We start from the raw sequence: 24898 nt of genomic DNA, 5'->3' as shown, positions 1-24898 counted from the left end.
TGGGCCGCGGATCGCGGCCCACCCGGCGTAGTGCGTTCAGTACGCGAATCAGTACGTGAGTCAGTACGTGGATCGGTACGTGAATCAGTGCGGTCAGGCCGTCGGCGTCACCGGCGGCAGGGCGTTGTGCACCTCGGACAGGGCGGTGTTGAAGCGCGTGAGCAGCGAGCAGAACGCGTCCCGCTCGTCCTCGCTCCAGCCGTCCGTCACCAGCGCCATCAGCGCGCGCCGCGAGGCCCGCACCTCCTCCAGGCGCGCCTTGCCGCGCGGGGAGAGCTGGAGGACCACGGCACGGCCGTCCTCGGGGTGCGAGGTGCGCTTGACCAGGCCGGTGTCGACCAGCGGCGCCACCTGGCGGGTGACGGTCGAGGAGTCGATGCCCATGCCGGCGGCGAGCGCCTTGACGCCCATCGGGCCTTCCTGGTCGAGGCGGTTGAGCAGCAGATAAGCGGCGCGGTCCATCGAGTTGCGGACCTGTCCCACGCCGCCGAGCCGCGTCTGTTCGGCGCGGCGTGCGAAGACGGCAACCTGGTGCTGGAGCGCGTCGAGGACACCTGGGGCGATGTCGGTCGTCATGTCCGAAGGGGTGGGCATGGCCTGGGGCTCACTTCGTGCGTCGGGCAGGGAAGATTGGGGGACAGAGTACGCGGCCCGGAGGGCCCCTGGGCCGGTGGCGGACAATCCGCTGGAGCGGTGCCTGACAATCCGCTCGGTATGCATGGATATGCACTGCGATGTGCACCGAAATCGGCCGGGCGATATGCGCCGGCCACGACGGTCGTTACGTAAGGTCGTTACGTAAACGAGCCGCAAGCGAGCCGAAACCGAGCCCCGGCCCCACCGCGGGCCCGCTCCCCCGAGGCCGTGCGCGGGCCGCCCGCCCGGCTGCCACACTGGCCTCATGGCCGTACGCGCGGCGGACCGGCCCGTCCTGCCCGCCGTCCCCGCTGTCACCCTCGACGACGTCCTGCGCGCCCGGAAGGTCCTCGCGGGCGTCACCCGCGTCACGGCCCTGGAGGGCAGCCGGCACCTCTCCCGCCTGATCGGCGCCCCCGTCCACCTCAAGTGCGAGAACCTCCAGCGGACCGGTTCCTTCAAGGTCCGCGGCGCGTACACCCGCATCGCCGGGCTGTCGCGGGGGGAGCGCGCGGCGGGGGTCGTGGCCGCCAGCGCGGGCAACCATGCGCAGGGCGTGGCCCTGGCGGCTGCGCTCCTGGGCGTGCGCGCCACGGTGTTCATGCCGGTGAGCGCGCCCCTGCCGAAGGTCGCCGCGACCCGCGCGTACGGCGCCGAGGTGCGCCTGCGGGGGCAGGTTCTGGACGAGGCGCTGAGCGCCGCCCGGGAGTGCGCCCGCGCGACGGGCGCGGTCTTCGTCCACCCCTTCGACCACCCGGACGTCGTCGCCGGTCAGGGCACCGTCGGCCTGGAAATCCTGCAGCAGTGCCCCGAAGTGCGCACGATCGTGGTGGCCGTGGGAGGCGGCGGCCTCGCGGCCGGCATCGCGACGGCGGTCAAGGCGCTGCGGCCGGACGTCCGGATCGTGGGCGTACAGGCGGCGGGCGCGGCCGCGTACCCGCCGTCGCTGGCCGCGGGTCACCCCGTGGCGGTCGCGGAGCCGGTCACGATGGCCGACGGCATCCGGGTGGGCCGCCCCGGGGACGTGCCCTTCGGCATCGTCCGGGAGCTGGTCGACGGGGTGCGCACGGTCTCCGAGGACGCTCTCGCCGGGGCGCTGCTGCTCTGCCTGGAGCGGGCCAAGATGGTCGTGGAGCCGGCCGGCGCGGGCCCGGTGGCGGCGCTGCTGGCCGATCCCGACTCGTTCGAGGGACCCCTCGTCGCCGTGTTGTCGGGCGGCAACGTCGACCCGCTGCTGCTGCAGCGCGTCCTGCGGCACGGGATGGCGGCGGCCGGCCGCTACCTGAGCCTGCGGCTGCGGCTGACCGACCGACCGGGAGCCCTCGCGGCGCTCCTGGAAGTGCTCTCCGCTGCCGACGCCAACGTGCTGGACGTCGGGCACGTCCGCACCGACCCGAGGCTCGGCCTGGCCGAGGCGGAGGTGGAGCTGCACCTGGAGACGAAGGGGCCCGCGCACTGCGACGAGGTGACCGCGGCGCTGCGGGAGGCGGGATACCGGGAGGTGGGACAGCAGGAAGCGGGATACGGGGTGGCCGGATGAGGGGTGGGTAGCCGGATGAGGGCCCGGCGCGCTTACGGGGAAGGGCAGTTGCCCTGCACAAAAGGCAGTTGTCCTGCACAAGCGGGGAACCGCATTCACACGGCGAAATCACACCACCGAACGTAAAATCAGGTAATACGTCACCCAGCGGGGAGAACTTCCATGCCAGGCGCCATTTACGCCGAAGGCCTGGTGAAGACCTTCGGCGACGTCAGAGCTCTGGACGGCGTCGATCTCGACGTACCGGAAGGAACCGTTCTAGGACTGCTCGGCCCCAACGGCGCCGGCAAGACCACGGCGGTACGCGTCCTCACCACGCTCATCAAACCCGACAGCGGTTCCGCCTCCGTGGCGGGCATCGACGTCCTCAGAAAGCCCGACGAGGTCCGGCGCTCCATCGGCCTCTCGGGGCAGTTCGCCGCCGTCGACGAATACCTGACGGGGCGTGAGAACCTGCGGATGGTCGGCCAGCTCTACCAGATGTCCGCCCGCGACGCGAAGGCCCGGGCCGGCGAGCTGCTGGAGCGCTTCGACCTCGCCGACGCCGCCGATCGCATCGCCAAGACCTACTCCGGCGGCATGCGCCGCCGCCTCGACCTCGCCGCCGCCCTCGTCGTCAGCCCGCCCGTGATGTTCATGGACGAGCCCACGACCGGCCTCGACCCGCGCAACCGGCAGGCCCTGTGGGAGGTCATCCAGGAGCTGGTGGCCGGCGGCACCACCCTCCTGCTCACCACGCAGTACCTGGAGGAGGCCGACCACCTCGCGCACGACATCTGCGTGGTCGACCACGGCCGGGTCATCGCCCGCGGCACCTCCGACCAGCTCAAGGCCCGTACGGGCGGCGAGCGCGTCGAGGTCGTCGTGCGCAGCCCCGAGCACATCGCCCCCGCCGACGCGGTCCTGCGCGGCTTCGGCAAGGGCACGTCCTCGGTCGAGAAGCACACCCGCAGGGTGACCGTGCCGGTCTCCGGCGGCGCGAAGCTGCTCGCCGAGGTCATCCGGGAGCTCGACGGCCGCGGCATCGAGATCGACGACATCGCCCTGCGCCGCCCGACCCTCGACGACGTCTTCATCTCGCTCACCGGGCACGCCGCGGAGTCGGACGCCGGCGAGACGGCAGGTACCGCAGGGACGGCAGGAACAGCAGGTACTACAGGCACGACAGGGGCAGCAGGTACTACAGACACGACGGGGCCGGCCGAGGCCGAGGAGCCCGGCGCGCAGCAGGAGGTCTCCTCATGAGCGTCATCGGAAGCCCCGCCTCCAGAGCCGCCGCCCTCCGTGTCCACGGCGGCATCGGCCGCTCCGTGCGCGACTCCCTCGTCGTCGCCAAGCGCAACCTGATCCGGATGATCCGCATACCCGAGGTGGTCATCTTCGGCCTCATCCAGCCGATCATGTTCGTGGTGCTGTTCAGCTACGTCTTCGGCGGCTCGATCGCCGTCGGCGGCAACACGGACCCGAACGCGTACCGCCAGTTCCTCATGGCGGGCATCTTCGCCCAGACGGTCACCTTCGCCACGGCCGGCGCGGGCGCCGGCATCGCCGACGACATGCACAAGGGACTCATCGACCGCTTCCGGTCCCTGCCCATGGCCCGCGGCGCCGTCCTCACCGGCCGCACGCTCGCCGACCTCGTCCAGACCGCGCTCACGCTCGTCGTCCTGGCGATCGTGGCGGTCATCGTCGGCTGGCGGATCCACGAAGGCGTCCTCAAGGCGCTGGGCGGCTTCGCGCTGCTGCTCCTGCTCGGCTACGCCTTCTCCTGGATCGGCGCGCTGATCGGGCTGTCCGTACGGACCCCGGAGGCGGCCACCTCGGGCGGGCTGATCTGGCTCTTCCCGCTCACCTTCATCTCCAACGCCTTCGTGCCCGCCGACAACATGCCCACCGTGCTGCGCACCATCGCCGAGTGGAACCCCTTCAGCGCGACCGTGCAGGCGGCGCGGCAGCTCTTCGGCAACCTGCCGGAGGGCTATCCCGTGCCGGCGGCGTGGCCGATGCAGCACCCGGTGTGGGCGTCGCTGATCTGGTCGGTGCTGATCATCGTGCTGTTCCGGACGCTGGCGGTGCGGAAGTTCCGGTCGGCGACGGCCTGAGGGGCGTTCACCACCCGGAAGACACCGTGCCCCGCACTCCCGGACAGCACCGTGCCCCGCACTCCCGGGAAGGGAGTGCGGGGCACGGTCACGCCCGTGGGGCTCAGCCGGTGTACGGCTTGGCCTCCAGGATGCGGACCATGGCCTTCTTGCCGTTCGGCAGCTCGTACTCGGCGTCCTCGCCGATCTTCTTGCCGTTGACGCCGGAGCCCAGCGGGGACTGCGGCGAGTACGTCTCGATGTCCGAGCTGGCGTACTCGCGGGAGGCGAGGAGGAAGTCCAGGGTGTCGTCCACGTCGCCGTCGAAGGCGATGGTCACGACCATGCCGGGCGCGACGACGCCGGTGGCCGCCGGGGCCTCGCCGACCTTCGCGTTCTCCAGCAGCTGGGTGAGCTGGCGCACGCGGAGCTCCTGCTTGCCCTGCTCCTCCTTGGCCGCGTGGTACCCGCCGTTCTCTCGCAGGTCACCCTCCTCGCGGGCGGCCGCGATCTTGGCCGCGATCTCGGTGCGAGCGGGACCAGACAGGTACTCCAGCTCGGCCTTGAGCTGGTCGTACGCCTCCTGAGTCAGCCAGGTGACGTTGTCGCTGGTCTGGGTCACAGGTGCTCCTCGTCGGTACTGGGGAATGCTTGGGGATACATCGCGATAACAAATGAACGCCCTACTCAGAAGGGTGCACCTTCAAAGCGGGGCGAAACCACGAGCCTAACAATTGGGTCCGGAGAGGGGGAAGAAGTAAACGGGAGAAATCACGCAAGAATCGCGTCAATGCAGGTCAGGCGGGTGGCTGCATGCCGTATCGGATCAGCTGCGGCGCGTGGCGCCCGCGTCGGCGGAACCGCCGCTTCAGCGCACTCGTGCGGTCCGGGCCGCCCGAGCCGCCCCCGTTGTACGCGTCAGCGCCCCGACGTCGCCCGGCAGCCCTCGAGCTCCGTGGCCGCCGCGTGCTGCGTCGTCCGCATGACGACGTACTCGGTGAAGTGCTCCTCGCGGCGGTCCAGCGTGACGTCCTTGCGGCCGACCTCCGAGCCGTCGGCGCCGAGCGAGCGCAGCGTGCACACGCCGGTCTGGTCCTTGCCCTTGCGGATCTCCACGACGGCCTGCACGGTGTCGTCCGACACCGGCTTCGAGCGGAGGAGCTGGCCGGTCACGTCCGACTTGGTGATGTAGTGCACCCCGGACCAGGCGATCACGCCGAGCAGCCCGGCGCCCAGCACCGCGCCGACGATCTTGAGCTTGCGGTCCGCGCGTGCGTCCGCCGAGCGGCCGTAGCGACCGTCGGGCAGCCCCTCGCGTGCCGCAGCCATGATCTTTCCTCCGGTTCGGTGCCGCTCGGGAGAACAGGAATGAAACGCCCTCCCGCTTCGGTCACTATAGGAGGCGCCCCGACACACCGATAAGACGGGCCATGACCAGTGACTGAGGATCGAGCCTTGACTGAGCAGCTGCGACTGATGGCCGTGCATGCCCACCCCGACGACGAGTCGAGCAAGGGCGCGGCCACGATGGCCAAGTACGTGTCCGAGGGGGTGGACGTGCTGGTGGCCACCTGCACGGGCGGCGAGCGCGGCTCCATCCTCAACCCCAAGCTCCAGGGCGATCCCTACATCGAGGAGCACATCCACGAGGTCCGCGCCAAGGAGATGGCCGAGGCGCGCGACATCCTGGGCGTCAAGCAGGAGTGGCTGGGCTTCGTCGACTCCGGCCTGCCGGAGGGCGACCCGCTGCCGCCGCTGCCGGAAGGCTGCTTCGCCCTGCAGGACGTCGATGAGGCGGCCGGCCGGCTGGTGAAGCTGATCCGCGAGTTCCGTCCGCACGTGGTCACCACGTACGACGAGAACGGCGGCTACCCGCACCCCGACCACATCATGACGCACAAGATCTCGATGGTGGCCTTCGAGGCGGCCGGCGACGCGTCCCGCTACCCCGAGGCGGGCGAGCCGTGGCAGCCGCTGAAGCTCTACTACAACCAGGGCTTCAACCGGCCGCGCACCCAGGCGCTGCACGACGCGCTGCTGGAGCGCGGCATGGAGTCCCCGTACGGGGAGTGGCTGGAGCGCTGGCACACGATGGGCCGCGAGCGCACCCTGACCACGTACGTGCCCTGCGGCGACTTCTTCGAGATCCGCGACAAGGCGCTGATCGCGCACGCCACGCAGATCGACCCGGACGGCGGCTGGTTCCGCGTGCCGCTGGACCTCCAGCGGGAGGTCTGGCCGACGGAGGAATACGAACTGGCGAAGTCTCTCGTCGGCACGTCCCTCCCCGAGGACGACCTCTTCGCGGGCATCCGCAACAATTGACCCCATGATGAGCTCCCTCGCCGCCACGCAGCTGGTGCCGCTCGCCGAAGAACTCGACAAGAACAAGGTCACCCCCGGTGTCCTCGGCTTCATCGTCTTCGCCGTCATCGGCGTGGCGGTGTGGTTCCTGATGAAGAGCATGAACCGGCACATGAAGCGGGTCGACTTCGTCGAGGAACCGGACGCCTCCGGAGCGGTGCCGGCGGACAAGGCCGGCCCCACGGCCTGACGGCTCATGCGGCCCGGCACCGCCGGAAGCCGCCGTCGGACTTCCCGCCGTTGCGGCGGAAGGAACATCGCCGCAGCGGCGATCAGCCACGTCGGCGGGGTCCGGCGGTGCCGGACCTGCCCGCACCGCAGGGCTGCGCCCTCGCGGCCGGAGGCCCGCCGTGACGGCAAGTCGCCCGGCAGCTGACGGCGGCACCGCACGGCCGCCGGCCCGCGCCGGGCCGGCCAGGCCTCCCCGCGGACACGGCCCCACGGCCACCCGCCCGGGAGGGTGCCCCGTGCGCAAGGATGGGCCCATGCCCAACCGCCTGGCGCACGAGACGTCCCCCTACCTCCTCCAGCACGCCGAGAACCCGGTCGACTGGTGGCCGTGGTCGGCCGAGGCCTTCGCCGAGGCCCGGCGCCGGAACGTGCCGGTGCTGCTGAGCGTCGGCTACTCCAGCTGCCACTGGTGCCACGTGATGGCGCACGAGTCCTTCGAGGACGAGGCCACTGCCGAGCTCCTCAACGAGCACTTCGTCGCCGTCAAGGTCGACCGCGAGGAGCGGCCCGACGTCGACGCCGTGTACATGGAGGCCGTCCAGGCCGCGACCGGCCAGGGCGGCTGGCCCATGACGGTGTTCCTCACGCCCGACGCCGAGCCGTTCTACTTCGGCACGTACTTCCCGCCCGCGCCCCGGCACGGCATGCCGGGCTTCCCGCAGGTCCTGGAGGGCGTGCGGGCCGCGTGGCGGGACCGCCGCGACGAGGTCGGGCAGGTCGCGGGCCGCATCGTGCGCGACCTCTCCGAGCGCACGCTCGCCCTCGGCGTCCCGGCGGAGAAGGACGCGCCCGCGCGGCCGCCCGCCGCCGAGGACCTGGGCGCGGCCCTGCTGGGGCTGACCCGCGAGTTCGACGCGGTGCGCGGCGGCTTCGGCGGGGCCCCGAAGTTCCCGCCGTCCATGACGCTGGAGTTCCTCCTGCGCCACCACGCCCGCACGGGCTCCGAGGGCGCCCTGGAGATGGCGCAGGCGACCTGCGAGGCGATGGCCCGCGGCGGCATCTACGACCAGCTGGGCGGCGGCTTCGCGCGCTACTCCGTCGACGCGGAGTGGGTGGTGCCGCACTTCGAGAAGATGCTCTACGACAACGCCCTGCTCTGCCGCGCCTACGCGCACCTGTGGCGGGCCACGGGCTCCGAGCTCGCCCGCCGCGTCGCGCTGGAGACGGCGGACTTCATGGTCCGCGAGCTGCGCACCGAGCAGGGCGGCTTCGCGTCCGCGCTGGACGCAGACAGTGACGACGGCAGCGGCCGGCACGTGGAGGGCGCCTACTACGTGTGGACGCCCCAGCAGCTGCGCGACGTGCTCGGCGAGGAGGACGCGCTGCTCGCGGCGGCCCACTTCGGCGTCACCGAGGAGGGCACGTTCGAGCACGGCAGCTCCGTCCTCCAGCTCCCCGACTCCGAGCGGCTCCTGGACGCCGGCAAGCTCGACTCGGTGCGCCGCAGGCTCCTCGCGGCGCGCGAGCAGCGGCCCCGGCCCGGCCGCGACGACAAGGTGGTGGCCGCCTGGAACGGGCTGGCGATCGCCGCGCTGGCCGAGACGGGCGCCTTCTTCGACCGGCCGGACCTCGTCCAGGCCGCCACCGACGCCGCCGACCTGCTCGTCCGTACGCACATGGACTGGCACGCGCGGCTCTTCCGCACCTCCCTCGACGGCACGGCCGGCGCGCACGCGGGCGTCCTGGAGGACTACGCGGACGTCGCCGAGGGCTTCCTCGCGCTCGGCGCCGTCACCGGCGAGGGCGTGTGGGTGGACTTCTCGGGCCTCCTCCTGGACACGGTCCTCGCCCGCTTCACCGGCCCGGACGGTGCCCTCTTCGACACCGCCGACGACGCCGAGGCCCTCATCCGGCGCCCGCAGGATCCGACGGACAACGCCACGCCGTCGGGCTGGACCGCCGCGTGCGGCGCGCTGCTGACGTACGCCGCGTACACCGGCAGCACCGTGCACCGCGAGGCCGCCGAGCGGGCGCTCGGCGTGGTCCGGGCGCTGGGCCCGCGGGCGCCGCGCTTCATCAGCTGGGGGCTGGCGGTGGCGGAGGCGCTGCTCGACGGGCCGCGCGAGGTCGCGGTCGTCGGCCCGCCCGACGACCCGGCCACGGCCGCCCTCCACCGCACGGCCCTGCTGTCCACGGCGCCCGGCCTCGCCGTCGCCGTCGGCCCGCCGGCGCCGGCGGGCGACCCCACCGCCGTGGAGGTGCCGCTGCTGGCGAACCGGCCCCTGGCGGACGGACGCCCGGTCGCGTACGTCTGCCGCGGCTTCGTCTGCGACGCCCCGGCGACGGACCCGGAAACGCTCACGCTGCGCTTGAGCTGAGGGGTTCGCGGCGCCCCCCGGCCGGGTCAAGCGCTCGCCGGGCCCCTGAATCCGCCGCCGCGGTGAGCAACCACGGCCGTGGAGTCCGGCGGTGCCGTGCAGGCCGCGGGCGGCAGGCCGCAAGGCCGTGGGTGGCGCGCAGCGCGGCGTCCGGGCGCGCGGTGCACGCCGCAAGGACACGAAAACGGCCGCGACCCGTAGGTCGCGGCCATGTCCGGAAAAGGGCGGGGCAGCCTCAGGCGTGGGTGTACGCCACCAGCGAGATGCCGACGTAGTGCACGATGAACGCCGCCAGCGTGAGCGAGTGGAAGACCTCGTGGAAGCCGAACCAGCGCGGTGACGGGTTCGGCCGCTTGATGCCGTAGATGACGCCGCCCGCGCTGTAGAGCAGGCCGCCGATGACCACCAGGACGAGGACGGCGATGCCGCCCTTGCGCAGGAAGTCGGGCAGGAAGAACACCGCGGCCCAGCCCATGGCGATGTAGCACGGGGTGTAGAGCCAGCGCGGGGCCCCCACCCAGAAGACGCGGAAGGCGATGCCCGCCGCCGCGGCCGCCCAGACGGCCCACAGGAGCACCTGCCCCCGGCCGCCGGGGACCAGCAGCATCGTAAGCGGAGTGTACGTACCAGCGATGATCAGGAAGATGTTCGCGTGGTCGAGGCGGCGCAGCACGGCGTTGACGCGCGGGCTCCAGTCGCCCCGGTGGTAGAGGGCGCTGATGCCGAAGAGGGAGCCCGCGGTGAGGACGTAGACCGCGCAGGCGATCCGGCCGCGGGTGCTGTCGGCGAGGGCGGTCAGGAAGACGCCGGCGATCAGCACGGCGGGGAACATGCCCGCGTGCAGCCAGCCGCGGAGGCGCGGTTTGGCCGGGATCGGCGGCTCGGCGAGCGGGGTGGCGGCGGAGTGGGCAGCATCGGCGGGGAGGGCTGCTGCGGCCGCGTCGCCGGCGGGCGCGGGGAGCGCGGGAGGCGCTGCGTCGGGCGCGGGAGTCATGGCCGACATGCTACCTACGCCACCGTAAGTTACGGATCAGTATCACGTGGCGATGGTCACGGGAGCGCCCCCTGGACAGAACGTAAACGGAGTCGGATGATCAAATGAGTGCGGGCGGCACCGGATGAGCGGTCACGAAGCGTCTGGGTCGCAGCCCCCAAGGGGCAGACAACGACGAAGCGGGCTTCCCGGTGCGCCGAGCGCCGGGCAGTTCCGTTCAACCCTCAATCTCTACGCCGGGGCAGTGTGGTTTCCGGCGGGACGGAGCGATCGTGGCGCGCATCAGTGCGGCTCCCACCACCCCCACCCAGCACCAGGAGCTGATCTCCTGGGTCGACGAGATCGCCGCCCTCACCCAGCCGGACCGCGTGGTCTGGTGCGACGGCTCCGAGGCCGAGTACGAGCGCCTGTGCGAGGAGCTCGTCGCCAAGGGCACCTTCAGGAAGCTCGACCCGGTCAAGCGCCCCAACTCGTACTACGCCGCCTCCGACCCCAGCGACGTGGCGCGCGTCGAGGACCGCACGTTCATCTGCTCCGCGAAGGAGGAGGACGCCGGCCCGACCAACCACTGGAAGGCCCCCGCCGAGATGCGGGAGATCTTCCGGGGCAAGGACGACGAGGGCGGCATCTTCCGCGGCTCCATGCGCGGCCGCACCATGTACGTCGTGCCCTTCTGCATGGGCCCGGTCGGCTCCCCGCTGTCCGCCATCGGCGTCGAGATCACCGACTCGGCCTACGTCGCCGTCTCCATGCGCACGATGACCCGCATGGGTCAGGCCGTCCTCGACGAGCTCGGCACCGACGGCTTCTTCGTCAAGGCCGTCCACACCCTCGGCGCGCCGCTCGCCGAGGGCGAGGCCGACGTCCCCTGGCCCTGCAACACCACGAAGTACATCTCGCACTTCCCCGAGGACCGCGAGATCTGGTCGTACGGCTCCGGCTACGGCGGCAACGCCCTGCTCGGCAAGAAGTGCTACGCCCTGCGCATCGCCTCGGTGATGGCCCGCGACGAGGGCTGGCTCGCCGAGCACATGCTGATCCTCAAGCTCACCCCGCCCCAGGGCGAGTCGAAGTACGTCGCCGCCGCCTTCCCGTCCGCCTGCGGCAAGACCAACCTCGCCATGCTGGAGCCCACCGTCTCCGGCTGGACGGTGGAGACCATCGGCGACGACATCGCCTGGATGCGCTTCGGCGAGGACGGCCGCCTCTACGCCATCAACCCCGAGGCCGGCTTCTTCGGCGTCGCCCCCGGCACCGGCGAGCACACCAACGCCAACGCCATGAAGACCCTCTGGGGCAACTCCGTCTTCACCAACGTCGCCCTCACCGACGACGGCGACGTGTGGTGGGAGGGCATGACCGAGGAGCAGCCCGCCCACCTGACGGACTGGAAGGGCAACGACTGGACCCCGGCCTCGGACACCCCGGCCGCCCACCCGAACGCCCGCTTCACCGTGCCCGCCGCGCAGTGCCCGATCATCGCGCCCGAGTGGGAGGACCCCAAGGGCGTGCCGATCTCGGCGATCCTCTTCGGCGGCCGCCGCGCCTCCGCCGTCCCGCTGGTGACCGAGTCCTTCGACTGGCAGCACGGCGTCTTCCTCGGCGCCAACGTCGCCTCCGAGAAGACCGCCGCCGCCGAGGGCAAGGTCGGCGAGCTGCGCCGCGACCCGTTCGCCATGCTGCCGTTCTGCGGCTACAACATGGGCGACTACATGGGCCACTGGGTCAAGGTCGGCCAGGGCAGGGACGCGGACAAGCTGCCGAAGATCTACTACGTGAACTGGTTCCGCAAGGACGCCGACGGCCGGTTCGTGTGGCCGGGCTTCGGTGACAACAGCCGCGTCCTGAAGTGGATCGTCGACCGCCTCGACGGCCGCGCCGAGGGCGTCGAGACCCCCATCGGCATCCTGCCGACCCGCGAGGCGCTCGACACCCGGGGCCTGGACATCTCCGACGCGGACCTCGACCTGCTGCTCACGGTCGACGAGGAGGTGTGGCGCGAGGAGGCCGCGCTCATCCCCGAGCACCTGAACACCTTCGGCGAGCACACGCCGAAGGAGCTGTGGGACGAGTACCGGGCGCTGGTGCGGCGCCTCGGCTGACGGATGACGGCCCCCGGGTTCGCGGTCCGGGGGCCGTGCGTGCGCACTACGCCGGGACGATGCCCTGGGGGTGGCCGAACAGCCGCTCCGGGTCGACGATCCTCTTGACCGTCTGCAGCCGTGCGTAGTTCCCGCCGTAGTAGGCGGTCTGCCAGTTCTTCAGTTCCGGGTCGGGGAAGTTCTGGTAGGCATCCGTGCCGAGGGTCCTGCTCAGCCCGCGGTAGAGCGCCCTGAGCCGCTGCCTGCCGGCCTCGGACACCGGCGCCGGATCCGCGTCCGACCAGTACGCCGTCAGGTCCGCGATGAAGGTCGCGTCACGGTGGACGTACGCGGTGTCGGCGGGGCGCAGGGCCGTGTCCGCGCCGCCCATGGCGGAGAAGGAGACGGTGGCCCGGGAGGCGGGGGACGCCTGCTTCCAGCGGCCGAGCGCGTCCACGAGCTCGTCGACGGCGGACGCGCCGAGGTCCCGCCCGGCCACGATCGAGCTGGAGGCGTACGGGTCTCCCGGCGGCGTCTCGTGGAAGCGGTGCACGCACTCCCAGATCCCGGCGCTGCCGATGGCGCTCCGCCCCGGCCGGAGCGGGGTGACGAGCTGCCGCAGGGTCTGCTCGGCGCCGAAGAACAGCCCCTGCGCGTAGACGCGCGCCCCGCCGGCGGTGCGGAGACCGAACCGGCAGGTGAGGTCCTTCCGGTGGCGCGGATCCGCGATCAGTTCGGCGAGCCTCTTCAGGGCGGGCGCGGCGTCCTTCCAGTCCCACGCCAGATCGAACCAGGCCGTCGCCTTCCGGACCGGGTGCAGGTCGAACGTGAACGACGTGTTGATCCCGAAGTTGCCGCCCGCCCCGCCCCGGCACGCCCAGAACAGCTCGGAGTTGCTGTTCTCGTCGCAGCGCGCGGTGTACGCGTCGCCCGTCACGACGGTGGTGCCGGTCAGGCTGTCGCAGGTCAGGCCGTGGGACCGGGTGGCCGGGCCGATGCCGCCGCCCAGCACCGAGCCGCCGACGCCGACGTCCGGACAGCGCCCGCCGGGCAGGAGCAGGCCGGTGTCCTTGAGCGCCGCGTACACGTCGAGCTCGCGGGCGCCCGCGCCGGCCGTGAGGGTCGTGCCCTTCACCGTCACGTCGCGCATGCCGCCCAGGTGGACCAGGAGGCCGCCGTCCGACGTCGAATGGCCCGCAGAGCTGTTCCCGCCGCTCCGCGGGACGACGTTGATGACGTTCCGCCCCGCCCACTCGACCACCGAGAGCACGTCCTCGTGGCTCCGCGGGCAGGCGATGGCCGCCGGGACGCGGTGGGAGTAGAGGTGGTTGGACGGCAGGTTCAGCGCGGCGAACCCGGGGTCGCCGGGGAAGTACAGCCGGCCGCCGAGCAGTCGCTTCAGCCCCGCCCAGTCGCGGTCCTTGAGCGCCGCGGGGCGCGCCGCCGCCGTCGCCCGCCCCGCGGACCCCCACAAGCCCGCGGCAAGCCCCGCTCCCGCGCCTGCGCGCAGCACGGTGCGTCTGTCCATGGCCTTCACGATGGTGCCCCTCTCGTGTCGGAGACGGGGCGCACCGTACGCGTGGGACAGGAGAGCCGGAAGGCGAACGCCCGTGCCCCGGCCGCTTTTCCGCCATGCGCCCGCGGCGCCGGCCGTACCTGACAGGTCACCAGAAAGCAGGCTTTGAGGTGCTGTTACATTTCCGGTACGACCTGTCCGGTTTTCGGGCAGTCGTCACACACTTCTGCCTGTGGGGGGCTTTCATGACGCGTCGCAGACGCATCGCATCCATTCCGCTCGCACTCGCGCTCGCACTCGGCGGGGGCGCGCTCGCCGCCGGGACCGCGCGTGCGGACGCCGGCGAACGCCCGGCGGGCACGGTGGTGAAGCTGCCGGTCGCTTCGTACTCTCAGATGGTGGTGGACGAGGCCCACCAGCGGGTCTTCATCACCCCGAGCCTGAACTCCGGCAGCCGGACGGCCAAGATCCTCGTCTACGACTTCCGGGGCGAGCTGGTCAAGAGCATCGACCACGTGGCCGCCACCGGGATGGTCCTCAGCGAGGACGGCAAGAGCCTGTACGTGGCCGACACCGGCGGCGTGTACGAGTACGACCCGGTGACACTGACCCGGAAGCTCAAGAACTGGTTCCAGAACGGCCCTTCGGAGTCGTGCGACCGGCAGCTCGCCCTCTCCGGGAACAAGCTCTGGTACACGCACAACCGGTACAACGACTGCATCGGAGGCACGGGGTACGAGCTGTGGACGGTGAAGGGGCCCGCGAACGACGAGAGCCGTGAGCGCGACTTCCTCTACGCCATGCCCGGCCCGTGGCACCTCGCCGCGTCGCCCAAGCTGCCCGGCCGCATGATCCTCGGCACGGAGGCCGTCCCGGGCTACCCCAACCCCGGCCTCTACGTGCTCGACACCTCCGGCGAGAAGATCAAGCTCGCGGGCGAGCGGTACTTCGCCCCGAGGGAGTCCTCCGCCGCGGGCCTCGACCTCAAGGACATGGCCTTCTCCCCCGACGGCACCCGGCTCGCCGTCGCCGACGGCAAGGCCGGCCACCGCCTCCTCAACTCCTCCGACCTCTCCGACGCCCCGGCCGGCTACCAGCCCCCGGCCGACGGCGCCGTCCCCACGGCCGTGGCGTTCAGCAGCGACGGCCGGCTCGTCGCCCGGGGCTCCGCCGCCCCCGGCAGCGGTGCCGACATCGTCGTGCAGAACGCCGACCCGGCCACCGGCACCCAGCAGCGCTCCTACGTCCTCGACCGGGCGGACCAGGGCGACCAGGTCGCCCGGCGCGGCCTGGCCTGGGGCGACAAGAGCAACACCCTGTTCGCCGTCACGACGAACGCCGAGCACAGCGGCTACTGGCTGCACGTCCTCCCCGACCCGAAGCCGCTGTACGAGGCGCGCTTCGCCGGGCAGCTCGGCACCGGCCCGGACCGGCCCGTCGTGGGCGGCAAGCTGAAGCTCAGCGGCCGGCTGGAGCTGGACGGACCCGCACCCGCCGAGCCCGTCAAGGTCACCGCGACCCGCGAGGACGCGGACGGAAAGCGCACCCTCGCGGAAGCGACCGTCGCGAAGGACGGCACGTTCACCGTCGAGGACACCCCGTCCCGCGTCGGACGCGCCACGTACACCGTCTCCTTCGCGGGCGACGGGACGCACCGGCCCGCGCGGGACACCACGCTCACCGTCGAGATCGCCAAGGCCGGCACGACCGTCACGCTCGCGGCCCCCGCGCGCGCCCGCATCGGCCACGAGCTCGACTTCACCGGGAAGCTCGCCACGGACGGTGCGCGGATCCCGTCCGGGCAGCTCGTCACCGTGATCCGCAAGACCCCGCTCGGCACGAAGATGCTGGGCACGGCGCCGGTGGCCGCCGACGGCACGTTCCACGTCGTCGACACGCCCTGGGCGGCCGGCTCCACCACGTACACCGTGACGTGGAACGGCGACGACCTGCACGACCCGTCGTCGGCGTCGGCCACCGTCAAGGTCGGCCTGCGCGGCTGAGACCGCGGTCCGCACGGGGCCGGTCGCTGAAGCGGTCGGCCCCGGTGCCCGCCGGCCCGTGCCGGAACCGGCGGTTCATCGCGGCTTCGCGCCGTTGCGCGCGCGTGTGCGTGCGCGCGATGTGCCGGGCTCGTGTGCGTGCGCGCGAGGCGGACGCCGCAACGGCAAGGAGGCAGTTCGTGTCCATAGGCGCCGGCGCAGCGACGGTCAAGCCCCTCCCCCCCCTGCGGCCCGGTCGGTGCCCCGGCACGTGGCCGTCATCATGGACGGGAACCGGCGCTGGGCGCGGGCCCGCGGCCTCGATCCCGTCGACGGCCACCGCGAAGGGGCCCTGCGGCTCGGCGAAGTGTGCGAATGGGCCGCCGAGGCCGCCGTCGAGACGCTCACGCTGTGGGTGCTGTCCACCGACAACCTGAACATCGCGATCGCCTACGACGGCCGCCGGGAGATCGCCCACGCGCTACGCCGGATCCTGCTGACCGGTGTCGCGCCACCGGCCGACGGCGACCCGGTGGACGACTGGCAGCTGCTGATCGCCAAGCACCTCTACACCCCCGACCAGCCCGACCCGGACCTGATCATCCGGACCTCCGGCGAACAGCGCCTCTCCGGCTTCCTGCTGTGGCAGGCGGCCGTCTCCGAGTACTACTTCTGCGAAGCCCCGTGGCCCGCCTTCAGCCGGGACGAGTTCCGCAGCGCACTGGACTCGTACGCCTCACGGCACCGCCGCTACGGCCACTGAGTACGGGCGTTGATCGCAGCCACTGAGCACGGCCACCGAGTACGGGCACCTCACGCAGCTCACCGGCAGGGACCACCCTCAGGAGGACCACCATGCCCCTCACACCGCGCACCGACGTCCTCGGCCGCACCGTGCACCTGCCCGAGCTGCTGGCGGCCGGCCTGAAGGCCGAACTCCACCCCGGCCACGAGGCCGTCCGGGCGGCGACCACCCCCTGGACCAGGAAGCACCTGCACCGCATGGGCGGGTGCGGTGTGCCGGGCGGGGATCGCGGGTAGGCGGGGGTATGCGCAGCGTGACCTTTGTCGTCGGCTCCGGGCGGAGCGGCTCCACCGCCCTGTCCCGGATCGTCCGCGCCCATCCGGATCTGCTGAGCCTGAACGAGTTCTGGGCGTCGGTCGGCACGCGGGCGCTGCCCGGCGGGCCCGTCGGCGGGGCGGAGTTCTGGCGGCTGATCGCGGATCCTCACCCCGCCTTCGACTCCATGGTCCGCAGCGGGATGCCGATGGCCGAGTTCCTGCACCCGCGCGCGGCGAGGCGGGGCGAGGGCGCGGGGATCCCCGCCCTGTCGCTCATGGTGCTGCCGCACCTCACGGACGACCCGGACGGGCTCTTCGAGGAGCTCAAGGGGAAGGTCGTCGCGTGGCCGCGCCGCACGGCTCCCGAGCACCACGAGGCGCTGTTCGACGTGCTGTGCGCACGGTTCGGCCGGAGGGCCGTCGTCGAGCGTTCCGGCTATTCGGGGCACAGGGTGCCGCAGTTGCACGCGGCCTTCCCCGGGGCGAAGTTCGTGCACATGTTCCGCGACGGGCCGGACTGCGCGCTGTCCATGAGCCGGCACCCCGGGTTCCGGCTCATCCTCCTGCAGCGTGAGATCCAGGCCCGGACGGGTGCGGCGCGCGCCGACGCCCCGCTGACCGAGGAGCAGGTGCGGTCCCTGCCCCCGGAGCTGGCGGGCCTGCTCACCGTGCCCTTCGATCCGGCGCTGGTCCTGGACCGGCCCCTTCCCGTGGCGGAGTTCGGCGCCCTGTGGTCGCAGGTCGTCACCGAGGCGGCGGACCACCTCAGCCGGCTGCCCCAGGAGCAGTGGATTCCGCTCGCCTACGAGGATCTGCTCGACGCACCGCGCCGGGAGCTGACCCGCCTCGCGGCGTTCTTCGGCGTCGAACCGCTGCCGCAATGGCTGGACGCGGGATGCGCGATGCTCGACGGAGGCCGCCGGGGCGCGTCGCTGCGGCTTCCGCCCGGTGAACTCGCCGCGCTCCGGGAGCGGTGCGCTCCCGGCCTGCGGGCGCTGAAGGCCGCCGGCGGACCGCCTTGACCACGGATCAGCGCCTCTTCCGCCGCGCTCCTCAGTAGAAGAACAGCGGCAGGTCCTCCACGGAGCCCGGGCCCGTGAAGAAGGCCTCGGCCGACGCCAGTTCCCTTTCGAGGCGCGGGTGGCGTGCCTTGATCTCCTGCTCCAGGCTCTGCCCCCGCTGCAGGGTGCGTGCCGTGCTCAGGAGGAGCTCCTGCCACCGTTCGCCCTGTTCGGCGAGTGCGTAGATGCCGGACAGCAGGTCGGCCATGCCGGCGGGGCGGGTGAGGGCCGCCGGGTCCCGGCCCGTCACCGGGGAGAGCTCCCAGCCTCCGGCGCGTGCGGCGAGGCGGAGGGCGCCGGCCCAGTTGGTGATGCGGCCGATGCGGACGTACAGGGAGTCCCCGGTGTGGGGCGGCAGGGCGCCGCCGTGCAGCGGGTTGGTCGCGGCGACCAGGTCGGCGAGGACGCGCCGCTCCGTGTCGTCCATGGTCCAGTCGCCTTCCTGCTGGGCTCCTATCGCGGCGTCCAGCCAGTCGGTGGCGGCGGTCAGGCGGGCGGGGTAGTCGGCGTCATCAGGCATGCCCGCCAGTGTGGCGCCCCACCGGCGGTCCCGCGCGCGCCGTCCCCTGTGCGGCACGCGCGGGACCGCTCATGAACCGGCCGCGCCGCCCGCCCCCGCCGTCCGCATCTTCGCGCCCAGTTCCGCCGGGTCGTAGCCCGGTGCGACGCCGTCCACGAGGATGATCACGCCCTCCACGTGGTCCGTACGCAGCGGGACGAGGGCCTGGTACTCCGGCGACGCGTACCAGGCACGGGCCTCCGCCAGGCCCGGGAAGCCTATGAGGACCATGTTTCCGGGCCAGTCGCCCTCCAGGACCTCCACCTCCGCGCCGTGGACGAGGAAGCGGCCGCCGAACGGGTCGAGGGTGGCCTGGATGCGCTCCACGTACTCGATGATGTCGGGGTGCGGGCCGGCGCCGGGCGCGGCGGGGACGATGTCACGGAAGCTGCCCAGGGCGTACGCGGTCATGGGGGTTCTCCTCTTCCTTCGGCACAGGTGCGGTGCGGCGCGGCGCGCTGCTCTCCGCCGGTCCGCAGTCTTCCGCCCGCCGTCCTGCCCCGTCGATTACCCGCCGGGTAATCCCCCGGCTCACCGCCCCCCGCCTCACCGCCCGCGCTTCGCCACGAAGCGGAAACTCCCCTTCCCCACCGTCACCGTGCACTCCTCGAACCCCGCCATCCGCAGCCGCGCCTCCAGCGTCTCCGGCGGCACGGGGACGCACGTGTCGCCGATGTGGATCAGCCGGAAGCCCCAGTTGCTGAGGGCGTCGCAGCCGGTGAAGACGCCGCCGGGGCGCAGCACGCGGTGGGCCTCGGCGAAGAGGCGGTCCTGGGCGGTGAGGGTCGGGACGTGGTGGAGCATCGTGAAGCAGGCGACGGAGTCGAAGCGCCCGTCCGGCAGCGGGAGGTCGGCGCCGTCCCCGTAGATGACGTCGACGCGTTCGCCGAACAGCAGCCGCAGCCGGGCCGCGTACGAGGCGTCCGACTCCACGACGCTCAGCTTCTCGGCCTTGCGCACCAGGACCCGCGTGGTCGCCCCGTAACCCGGCCCGATCTCCAGGCAGTCCTCGCCCAGCGGCACGTCCTCCAGGACCCAGGGCAGGAGCTCGTCCCGGATCGCGCGGAACCAGCGGTCGGAGGAGCAGAGGCGGCGGTGGATGAGGTTCATCGGCATGGGTCGAGGCTAGGAAGGGGGTGGCGGTGTCGTATACGGGCCAGGAGGTCAACTCATGTCGCCGAACGGACAGCAGAGCGCACGGCAGGCGGACCGGGGGCCGCTCCCCCACGTCATCTCCCCGCCCGGCGCCGCCGTCGCCGTCGCCAGCTTCGCCCTCGACGACGGCGAGTGGTTCGCGAGCCACGAGCACGCGGCCCACCAGCTCGCCTGGGCGCCCCACGGCGTCCTCGCCGTGCGCGCCTCGGGCCGTACGTGGGTGCTGCCGTCGACGGTCGCGCTCTGGATCCCGGCGGGCGTCCCGCACTCCACCGGCGCGACCTCGTCCGCACTCCTGCGCAGCCTCTACTTCTGGCCGGAGCGCTGCCCGTTGGCCTGGGAGGAGCCGCAAGTCGTTCCCGTCTCCGGCCTCTTGCGGGAGCTGATCAACTATCTGGCGCAGGACACCGACGCCCTCGCCGCGGAGCCCCGGCAGCGCGCCGAGGACGTGGTCCTGGACCTCCTCCGCCCGGTCTCCGTGACGACCGTCCGCGCGCCGCTGCCCGCCGACCCCCGCGCCCGCCGCATAGCGGAGGCCCTCCGCGCGGACCCTTCGGACGGGCGCACGCTCGCGGAGTGGGGCGCGGTCGTGGGCGCGAGCGCGCGGACGCTCGCCCGGGCCTTCGTGGCCGGTACGGGCATGCCGTACGGGCAGTGGCGCACGCAGCTGCGGCTGCAGGCGGCGATGCCGATGCTGGCGGCGGGCGCGACGGTCTCGGCGGTGGCGCGGCGCGTGGGCTACGGGTCGCCGAGCGCGTTCGTGGCCGCGTTCCGCCGGGGTGTGGGGGTGCCTCCGGGGACGTACTTCGCCCCGGGGAACCCCCGGCAGGGCTAGCCCAGCTCCGCCGCGTCCGCCGCCTCCGCTCCCCGCGCCCAGCCGTCCGCGTCGCGCCCCCGCAGCCGGTGCGACGTGGTCTGCGGGAAGAGCCGCTCGGCGGTTTCGCCGACGGCGAGGTCACGCGCGGCGAGCACCGGCAGCACCTCGGGCCGCGCCTCCTGGGCGACGGCCTCGGCCGTCGCGTCCCGCACCGCCGCCGCGAGCCGTTCGCTGATCCGGGACGCGTAGGCGATCAGGAAGGACTCGCGGAAGTCGCGGGTGCGGCGCGAGCGCCCGCCCGCGTGGTGCGCGTCGGCGGCCCGGTTCATGGCGGTGGTGGCCTGGACCAGCAGGGACGTGTACATGAGCTCCACCAGCTCCAGGTCGGCGTCGAAGCCGACGACGGTGGAGAAGCAGTGGTCGGCGGACCAGACCGCCTGGCAGTGGTTCGCGCCGGCCACCGCGTCCAGCAGCAGCGCCTTCGCCGACTCGTACGGGCCCTCGACGCCGATCCGGCAGGCCCCGGGCCCGTCGGCGACGGCCCCGTCCGCGTGGGCGGCCAGCAGCGCCTCGTCCATGGAGTGGCGGGCCATGAGCTCCTGGGCCTTGGCGGAGAGGGCCTCGGCCTCGTCGGGGAAGTCCGTGGACTCGGCCTTGGCCAGCAGGGCGCGGATCCGGCCGAGGACGCGCGGCTCGACGTGCTCGCCCGGCCGGGCGTACGCGGCGCCGGGCAGCGGACCGACCGCGCCCGTCCGGGGCAGCCGGGCGGCCAGCCGCAGCGCGCCGAGCGCGCACGCGACCGTCTCGAAGCGACTGAGGCGCTCGCGCTGCGCGAAGCCCTCCAGGAAGGCCGCATCGTCGTCCCACCAGACCCGCGCCTCGAGGTCGCGCAGCTGCGCGGTCCAGCGCGCGCCGAGGGTGTCGGAGGCGTACCGCCGCGCCTCGGCGGCCACCGCGTCGACGGCGAACCGCACTTCGGCGGGGCCGAGTTCCCGGCGGGCGAGCCGGATCACGTCGGCGGGCTGCCAGCCGCGCTCCCAGCAGCCCCGTACGGTCGCCGAGGCGGTGCGGACGACGGCGCGGCTGAGGGCCTCCCAGCCGGCGGGCGCGGCGGCCAGGGCGGAGGCGGCGGCGTAGAGGGCGTCGTCGAGGGTGTCCGGGCCGTGCGCGCGGAGGGAGGCGAGCGCCTCCTCGACGGTCTCCAGCAGGGCGGCGTCCTCCTGCCGGACCTGCTGGTCCTGCCGGTCCTGCCGGCGGCTCTGCTGCTGCTTGCTGCGTTCGGCCACGGGACTCTCTTCCTTGCATGACGCATGACGGATCACCGCGTCGGACGGGTTCACCGCGATGCGGCGCCGGTGCGGCGCCGGTACGGTCCATTGTCCGTGACGCCCGCTGCACCAGGGGTTACCGCCCAGGTCAGCGGGCGGAGGCTACCATTCCGCGGGCTGTCGGGGGGAGCCCTGGGACGAACCCCGGGAAGGGCCGCCGGAGGAGCCGCCGGGCGGCTGCGGGGACGCGCCCTCTCCCCAGTCCCACAGCGCCTGCAGCACCGGGCCCAGCGCCCGCCCGCGCGGAGTCAGTTCGTACCGGACGGCCGGCGGCCACCCGGCCGTACGGATCCGCTCGGCGACGCCGCGGCCGTCCAAGAGGTGTACGAACGGGGCGCGACGTTCGTTCCGGAGCCCGGCAGCCCGGTGACCACGGCGGAGGGCATCGCCGCCGCCAACGCCCGCTTCCTCGGGCTCGGCCTGCCGATCACGGTCCGGCCGCGCCACGTCTACGCGGCGGGCGACCTCGCCCTGCTCGTCGTGGACCGGGAGATCGACGGCACCGGCCCCGGCGGCCGGCCGCTGCGCATCGAGGCGGCGGCCACGGACGTCACACGCCGCGGGGCGGACGGGCGCCGGCGCTACGTCGTGGACAACCCGTTCGGCGCCGGGCCCGGGCCGCACGGCGCGTAGAGCGGCAGGGAGAAGCCTACTCGGCGGTCCGCGCCTGGAAGATCCCCACGGACCGCTCCGGCCGGTAGCCGAGCAGCTTGTTGACGGCCCGCATCGGGCCGTTGTCGTCGGCGACGTGCGTGCAGATCTCCCACACGGGCGTCTCCTGCGCGCGCAGCACCTGCAGCATGCGGAGCTTGACGGCCCGTCCGAGGCCGCGGCCGCGGTGGGCGGGGGCGACGGCGGTCTCGTACTGCTGGGCGCGGAGGTCGCCGGGCGAGCGCACGCCCACCTCGGTGAGGGCGGCGTACGTGCCGTCGGGCGCGGCGACCGTGACGGTGTACAGCAGCCCGCCGCGCTCCACGAATCCGCGCTGGGCGGCGGCGATGCTCTCCGCGTCCCACCGCATGGGCTGCTGGTCCAGCTCGCCCATGGGGGCGTCGGCCATGGCGTTGCGGACCCCGGCGAAGAGGGCGGCGTTGGCGGCGGGGACGGCCCCGGTCCACTCCACGAAGCGGTAGCCGTCGGGGAGCTCGGGCGCGGCGGTCTCGTAGGCGAGCCGCTGCACGTACAGCACGAGCTGCAGCCCGCACGTGAACCCGCGGTCCTTCGCGAACTGCTCGCCCACGCTGCCGATTTCCAGCTCCAGGCTCACCGATTCCCGCTGCTCGCTCGCAAGGACCGCCCGTATCTCCCGCCACAGCAGGGTGCCGATGCCGCGGCGCCGGTGCTCGGGCCGGACGGCGAGCCGCCCGATCCAGGCGGTCCTGCGGTTCACGTCGTCGTCGAAGAGCCGGAGCAGGGCGATGCCGGCGTACGCGCCGTCCGGCGACGGAACCGCCAGCCTGACGATCCGGCTGCGCGCCGCCGGCACCCGCAGTTGCCCGGCGGTCTCCACCCGCCCCGGCCCGGGCACCCCCGCCGGCATGTCGTGGCGGTGGGCGGCGGTGACGACGTCGTGCCAGGCGTCGATCTCGGCATCGGAAGGTGTACTGCTCAGGCGCGCGACGACGCCCGGCCGCGGAAGATCGCTCATCCTGCGCACGGTACGGTTCGCGCTTGCCGCTTGTCGTGTGGATTTACGGCTCCTGCCGGTACGGCACCGCCGGTCCACGACGTCGTGGCGAAGCGCCGTTGCGGCGGATTCCTTCCAGCGGAGCCGCTCGCACGGACGGGAAACGCCACAGAACGCCACAGGGCGGTGGCCCCCACATCCGTGGGGGCCACCGCCCTGTGAAAACCGCTTACCTGCCCGGAGGGATCACGCTCCCGTGGCGCTGCCCGCCACCCACGCGTTCCAGTCCATGTTCCAGCCGTTGAGGCCGTTCTCGGGGGCGATGGTCTTGTCGGGCGAGTTCTTCACCTCGACGACGTCACCGATCTGGGAGTTGGTGAAGAACCAGGCACCCGAGGTGTTGGGGTCGTCCGCGCCCTGCTTGTCCTGCAGGCCGATGCAGCCGTGGCTGGTGTTGGCGACACCGAAGATGCCGCTGCCCCAGTAGTTGCCGTGGATGAACGTGCCGGACGTGGACAGCCGCATGGCGTGCGGCACGTCCTTGATGTCGTACTCGCCCTTGCCGTCGCCCTTGGTGAAGCCGACGGTCGAGCCGTCCATCCGGGTCTCCTTGAACTTCTCGGAGATCACCATCTTGCCGTTGTACGTGGGGTTCTCGGGGCTGCCGGCCGAGATCGGGATGGTCTTGATGGTCTTGCCGTCCCGGACGACCGTCATCTGGTGGGACTTGGTGTCGACCGTGGAGACCTGGGAGTGACCGATCTTGAAGGAGACGGTCTTCTTCTGCACGCCCTTGACGCCCGGTGCGCCCTCGACGCCGTCGAGGTCGAGCTTCAGGGTGACGTCGGAGTTGGCCTTCCAGTAATCCTGCGGGCGGAAGTCGATGCGCTGGTCACCGAACCAGTGGCCGACGACCTTCTGACCGCTGCTGGAGTTCACCTCGATGTGCGACTGGACGGCCTTGCGGTCCTTGATCGGCTTGTCGAAGTTGATCGACACGGGCATGCCGACGCCGACGGTCGAGCCGTCCTCCGGCGTGAACGCGCCGATGAAGCTGTTGGTGGGCGAGACGGTCGTGAACGAGGAGTTCTCCGTGGCCTTGCGGTTGGCGGAGTCCACGGCCTCGACCACGATCTTGTACTTGGTCGAGCGCTCCAGCTGGGCCTTGGGCTGCCACGACGTCTTGTCCGGCGATATCGTGCCCTCGACCGGGGTGCCCTTGTCCGTCGTCATCTTGACGCTCACGAGCGTACCGTCACTGACGGTGACCTTGGCGTTGTCCGCCGTGATGCCCGCGTTGGTCGAGCCGTCCTTCTGAGCGATCTTGATCTGCGCCTTGGAGGCTTCCTTGGCGGCCGCGGCATCGACCTTGTTCTGCTCTTTGCCGCCGCTGCTGCTGGAGCTGCTCTTGCCGCCGTCGTCATCGCCGCCGCAGGCGGCGAGGGTCAGTACACCGCCGAGCACAGCGGCCGCGGCCGCGAGGGCCTTGCGGCGCTTGCCGTACGTCATCACACGCTTCTCCATTGCTCCTGCGGCCCCTATCCCC

Annotated in this window: 25 protein-coding genes; 13 read left to right on the top strand and 12 right to left on the bottom strand. The window is 72.6% G+C overall.

The window, feature by feature from the left end:
* Window positions 1-93 precede the first annotated feature (93 nt).
* Window positions 94-594: a MarR family winged helix-turn-helix transcriptional regulator gene (locus tag B7P34_RS17820; protein ID WP_106677681.1), complete on the bottom strand. Its 501-nt coding sequence runs from the start codon at window positions 592-594 to the stop codon at window positions 94-96.
* A 307-nt stretch (window positions 595-901) separates the two neighbouring features.
* Here B7P34_RS17820 and ilvA point away from each other — a divergent pair, with 307 nt between their 5' ends.
* The 3 genes from ilvA (at window position 902) to B7P34_RS17805 (ending at window position 4278) form a co-directional block, all read left to right on the top strand.
* Window positions 902-2176, top strand: a complete 1275-nt coding sequence (gene ilvA, locus B7P34_RS17815) for a threonine ammonia-lyase (protein ID WP_106677679.1) — start codon at window positions 902-904, stop codon at window positions 2174-2176.
* Window positions 2177-2338: 162 nt separating this feature from the next.
* The gene (locus B7P34_RS17810) at window positions 2339-3421 is read left to right on the top strand and encodes an ATP-binding cassette domain-containing protein (protein ID WP_106677677.1); all 1083 of its coding nucleotides are present in this window, start codon (window positions 2339-2341) and stop codon (window positions 3419-3421) included.
* Window positions 3418-4278 (top strand): ABC transporter permease, encoded by an 861-nt coding sequence (locus B7P34_RS17805; RefSeq protein ID WP_106677675.1) that lies wholly within the window; start codon window positions 3418-3420, stop codon window positions 4276-4278. The genes B7P34_RS17810 and B7P34_RS17805 overlap by 4 nt, the downstream gene beginning before the upstream one ends.
* 103 nt (window positions 4279-4381) lie before the next feature.
* Here the strand turns inward: B7P34_RS17805 and greA are convergent, their stop codons facing one another.
* Both greA and B7P34_RS17795 read right to left on the bottom strand, forming a co-directional pair.
* Window positions 4382-4879 (bottom strand): transcription elongation factor GreA, encoded by a 498-nt coding sequence (greA, locus tag B7P34_RS17800; RefSeq protein WP_106677674.1) that lies wholly within the window; start codon window positions 4877-4879, stop codon window positions 4382-4384.
* Window positions 4880-5175: 296 nt separating this feature from the next.
* Window positions 5176-5586 (bottom strand): DUF4307 domain-containing protein, encoded by a 411-nt coding sequence (locus B7P34_RS17795; protein ID WP_106677672.1) that lies wholly within the window; start codon window positions 5584-5586, stop codon window positions 5176-5178.
* A 126-nt stretch (window positions 5587-5712) separates the two neighbouring features.
* Between B7P34_RS17795 and mca the strand changes: the two genes are divergently transcribed.
* The 3 genes from mca (at window position 5713) to B7P34_RS17780 (ending at window position 9170) form a co-directional block, all read left to right on the top strand.
* A complete protein-coding gene (gene mca, locus B7P34_RS17790) occupies window positions 5713-6582 on the top strand; it encodes a mycothiol conjugate amidase Mca (protein WP_106677670.1) in 870 nt (289 codons plus the stop codon).
* 4 nt (window positions 6583-6586) lie between these two features.
* Entirely contained in the window at window positions 6587-6811 is a 225-nt protein-coding gene (locus tag B7P34_RS17785) for a hypothetical protein (protein ID WP_106677669.1), read from the top strand.
* A gap of 295 nt (window positions 6812-7106) precedes the next feature.
* Window positions 7107-9170: a thioredoxin domain-containing protein gene (locus B7P34_RS17780; RefSeq protein ID WP_106677667.1), complete on the top strand. Its 2064-nt coding sequence runs from the start codon at window positions 7107-7109 to the stop codon at window positions 9168-9170.
* A 235-nt stretch (window positions 9171-9405) separates the two neighbouring features.
* Here B7P34_RS17780 and trhA read toward each other — a convergent pair whose 3' ends face one another.
* Window positions 9406-10164, bottom strand: a complete 759-nt coding sequence (trhA, locus tag B7P34_RS17775) for a PAQR family membrane homeostasis protein TrhA (protein WP_106677666.1) — start codon at window positions 10162-10164, stop codon at window positions 9406-9408.
* Between the two features lie 269 nt (window positions 10165-10433).
* On the opposite strand from trhA, the gene B7P34_RS17770 reads away from it, so the two are divergent.
* Complete coding sequence (locus tag B7P34_RS17770) at window positions 10434-12266, top strand: phosphoenolpyruvate carboxykinase (GTP) (RefSeq protein WP_435693967.1); 1833 nt, start codon at window positions 10434-10436, stop codon at window positions 12264-12266.
* A 46-nt stretch (window positions 12267-12312) separates the two neighbouring features.
* On the opposite strand, the gene B7P34_RS17765 is transcribed toward B7P34_RS17770, so the two are convergent.
* The gene (locus tag B7P34_RS17765) at window positions 12313-13773 is read right to left on the bottom strand and encodes an FAD-binding oxidoreductase (protein WP_146166843.1); all 1461 of its coding nucleotides are present in this window, start codon (window positions 13771-13773) and stop codon (window positions 12313-12315) included.
* Between the two features lie 233 nt (window positions 13774-14006).
* On the opposite strand from B7P34_RS17765, the gene B7P34_RS17760 reads away from it, so the two are divergent.
* The 4 genes from B7P34_RS17760 (at window position 14007) to B7P34_RS17745 (ending at window position 17827) form a co-directional block, all read left to right on the top strand.
* Window positions 14007-15764, top strand: coding sequence for an Ig-like domain repeat protein (locus B7P34_RS17760; RefSeq protein WP_106677661.1), 1758 nt, complete (start codon window positions 14007-14009; stop codon window positions 15762-15764).
* A 262-nt stretch (window positions 15765-16026) separates the two neighbouring features.
* Complete coding sequence (locus B7P34_RS17755) at window positions 16027-16506, top strand: undecaprenyl diphosphate synthase family protein (RefSeq protein ID WP_106677689.1); 480 nt, start codon at window positions 16027-16029, stop codon at window positions 16504-16506.
* 92 nt (window positions 16507-16598) lie between these two features.
* Window positions 16599-16784, top strand: coding sequence for a hypothetical protein (locus B7P34_RS17750; RefSeq protein ID WP_106677660.1), 186 nt, complete (start codon window positions 16599-16601; stop codon window positions 16782-16784).
* Window positions 16785-16792: 8 nt separating this feature from the next.
* Entirely contained in the window at window positions 16793-17827 is a 1035-nt protein-coding gene (locus B7P34_RS17745) for a sulfotransferase family protein (RefSeq protein ID WP_106677658.1), read from the top strand.
* 31 nt (window positions 17828-17858) lie between these two features.
* Here B7P34_RS17745 and B7P34_RS17740 read toward each other — a convergent pair whose 3' ends face one another.
* The 3 genes from B7P34_RS17740 to B7P34_RS17730 form a co-directional block, all read right to left on the bottom strand.
* Complete coding sequence (locus B7P34_RS17740) at window positions 17859-18386, bottom strand: hypothetical protein (protein ID WP_106677657.1); 528 nt, start codon at window positions 18384-18386, stop codon at window positions 17859-17861.
* Window positions 18387-18455: 69 nt separating this feature from the next.
* On the bottom strand, window positions 18456-18836 hold the full coding sequence (locus B7P34_RS17735; protein WP_106677656.1) for a DUF1330 domain-containing protein: 381 nt from the start codon (window positions 18834-18836) through the stop codon (window positions 18456-18458).
* A 135-nt stretch (window positions 18837-18971) separates the two neighbouring features.
* The gene (locus B7P34_RS17730; RefSeq protein WP_106677654.1) at window positions 18972-19541 is read right to left on the bottom strand and encodes a class I SAM-dependent methyltransferase; all 570 of its coding nucleotides are present in this window, start codon (window positions 19539-19541) and stop codon (window positions 18972-18974) included.
* Window positions 19542-19596: 55 nt separating this feature from the next.
* On the opposite strand from B7P34_RS17730, the gene B7P34_RS17725 reads away from it, so the two are divergent.
* A complete protein-coding gene (locus tag B7P34_RS17725) occupies window positions 19597-20415 on the top strand; it encodes an AraC family transcriptional regulator (RefSeq protein ID WP_106677653.1) in 819 nt (272 codons plus the stop codon).
* Here the strand turns inward: B7P34_RS17725 and B7P34_RS17720 are convergent.
* Together B7P34_RS17720 and B7P34_RS38645 are read right to left on the bottom strand one after the other, a co-directional pair.
* Window positions 20412-21683 (bottom strand): DUF2786 domain-containing protein, encoded by a 1272-nt coding sequence (locus B7P34_RS17720; protein ID WP_223267953.1) that lies wholly within the window; start codon window positions 21681-21683, stop codon window positions 20412-20414. The two genes, B7P34_RS17725 and B7P34_RS17720, sit on opposite strands and share 4 nt — an antisense overlap.
* Before the next feature lie 144 nt (window positions 21684-21827).
* On the bottom strand, window positions 21828-22043 hold the full coding sequence (locus tag B7P34_RS38645) for a winged helix-turn-helix transcriptional regulator (protein ID WP_223267952.1): 216 nt from the start codon (window positions 22041-22043) through the stop codon (window positions 21828-21830).
* Here B7P34_RS38645 and B7P34_RS38640 point away from each other — a divergent pair.
* Entirely contained in the window at window positions 21939-22358 is a 420-nt protein-coding gene (locus tag B7P34_RS38640; RefSeq protein WP_435693966.1) for a YybH family protein, read from the top strand. The two genes, B7P34_RS38645 and B7P34_RS38640, sit on opposite strands and share 105 nt — an antisense overlap.
* Before the next feature lie 16 nt (window positions 22359-22374).
* Here the strand turns inward: B7P34_RS38640 and B7P34_RS17705 are convergent, their stop codons facing one another.
* Together B7P34_RS17705 and B7P34_RS17700 are read right to left on the bottom strand one after the other, a co-directional pair.
* Entirely contained in the window at window positions 22375-23373 is a 999-nt protein-coding gene (locus tag B7P34_RS17705; protein WP_106677649.1) for a GNAT family N-acetyltransferase, read from the bottom strand.
* 225 nt (window positions 23374-23598) lie between these two features.
* Window positions 23599-24876 carry a L,D-transpeptidase gene (locus B7P34_RS17700; RefSeq protein WP_106677648.1) on the bottom strand — a complete coding sequence of 426 codons (1278 nt, stop codon included), beginning with the start codon at window positions 24874-24876 and terminating at the stop codon, window positions 23599-23601.
* Between the last annotated feature and the right edge of the window lie 22 nt (window positions 24877-24898).

The sequence above is a fragment of the Streptosporangium nondiastaticum genome (assembly GCF_003011965.1).
Classification (GTDB): Bacteria; Actinomycetota; Actinomycetes; order Streptomycetales; family Streptomycetaceae; genus Streptomyces; species Streptomyces nondiastaticus.
This window is presented reverse-complemented; position numbering and strand designations above follow the sequence as displayed.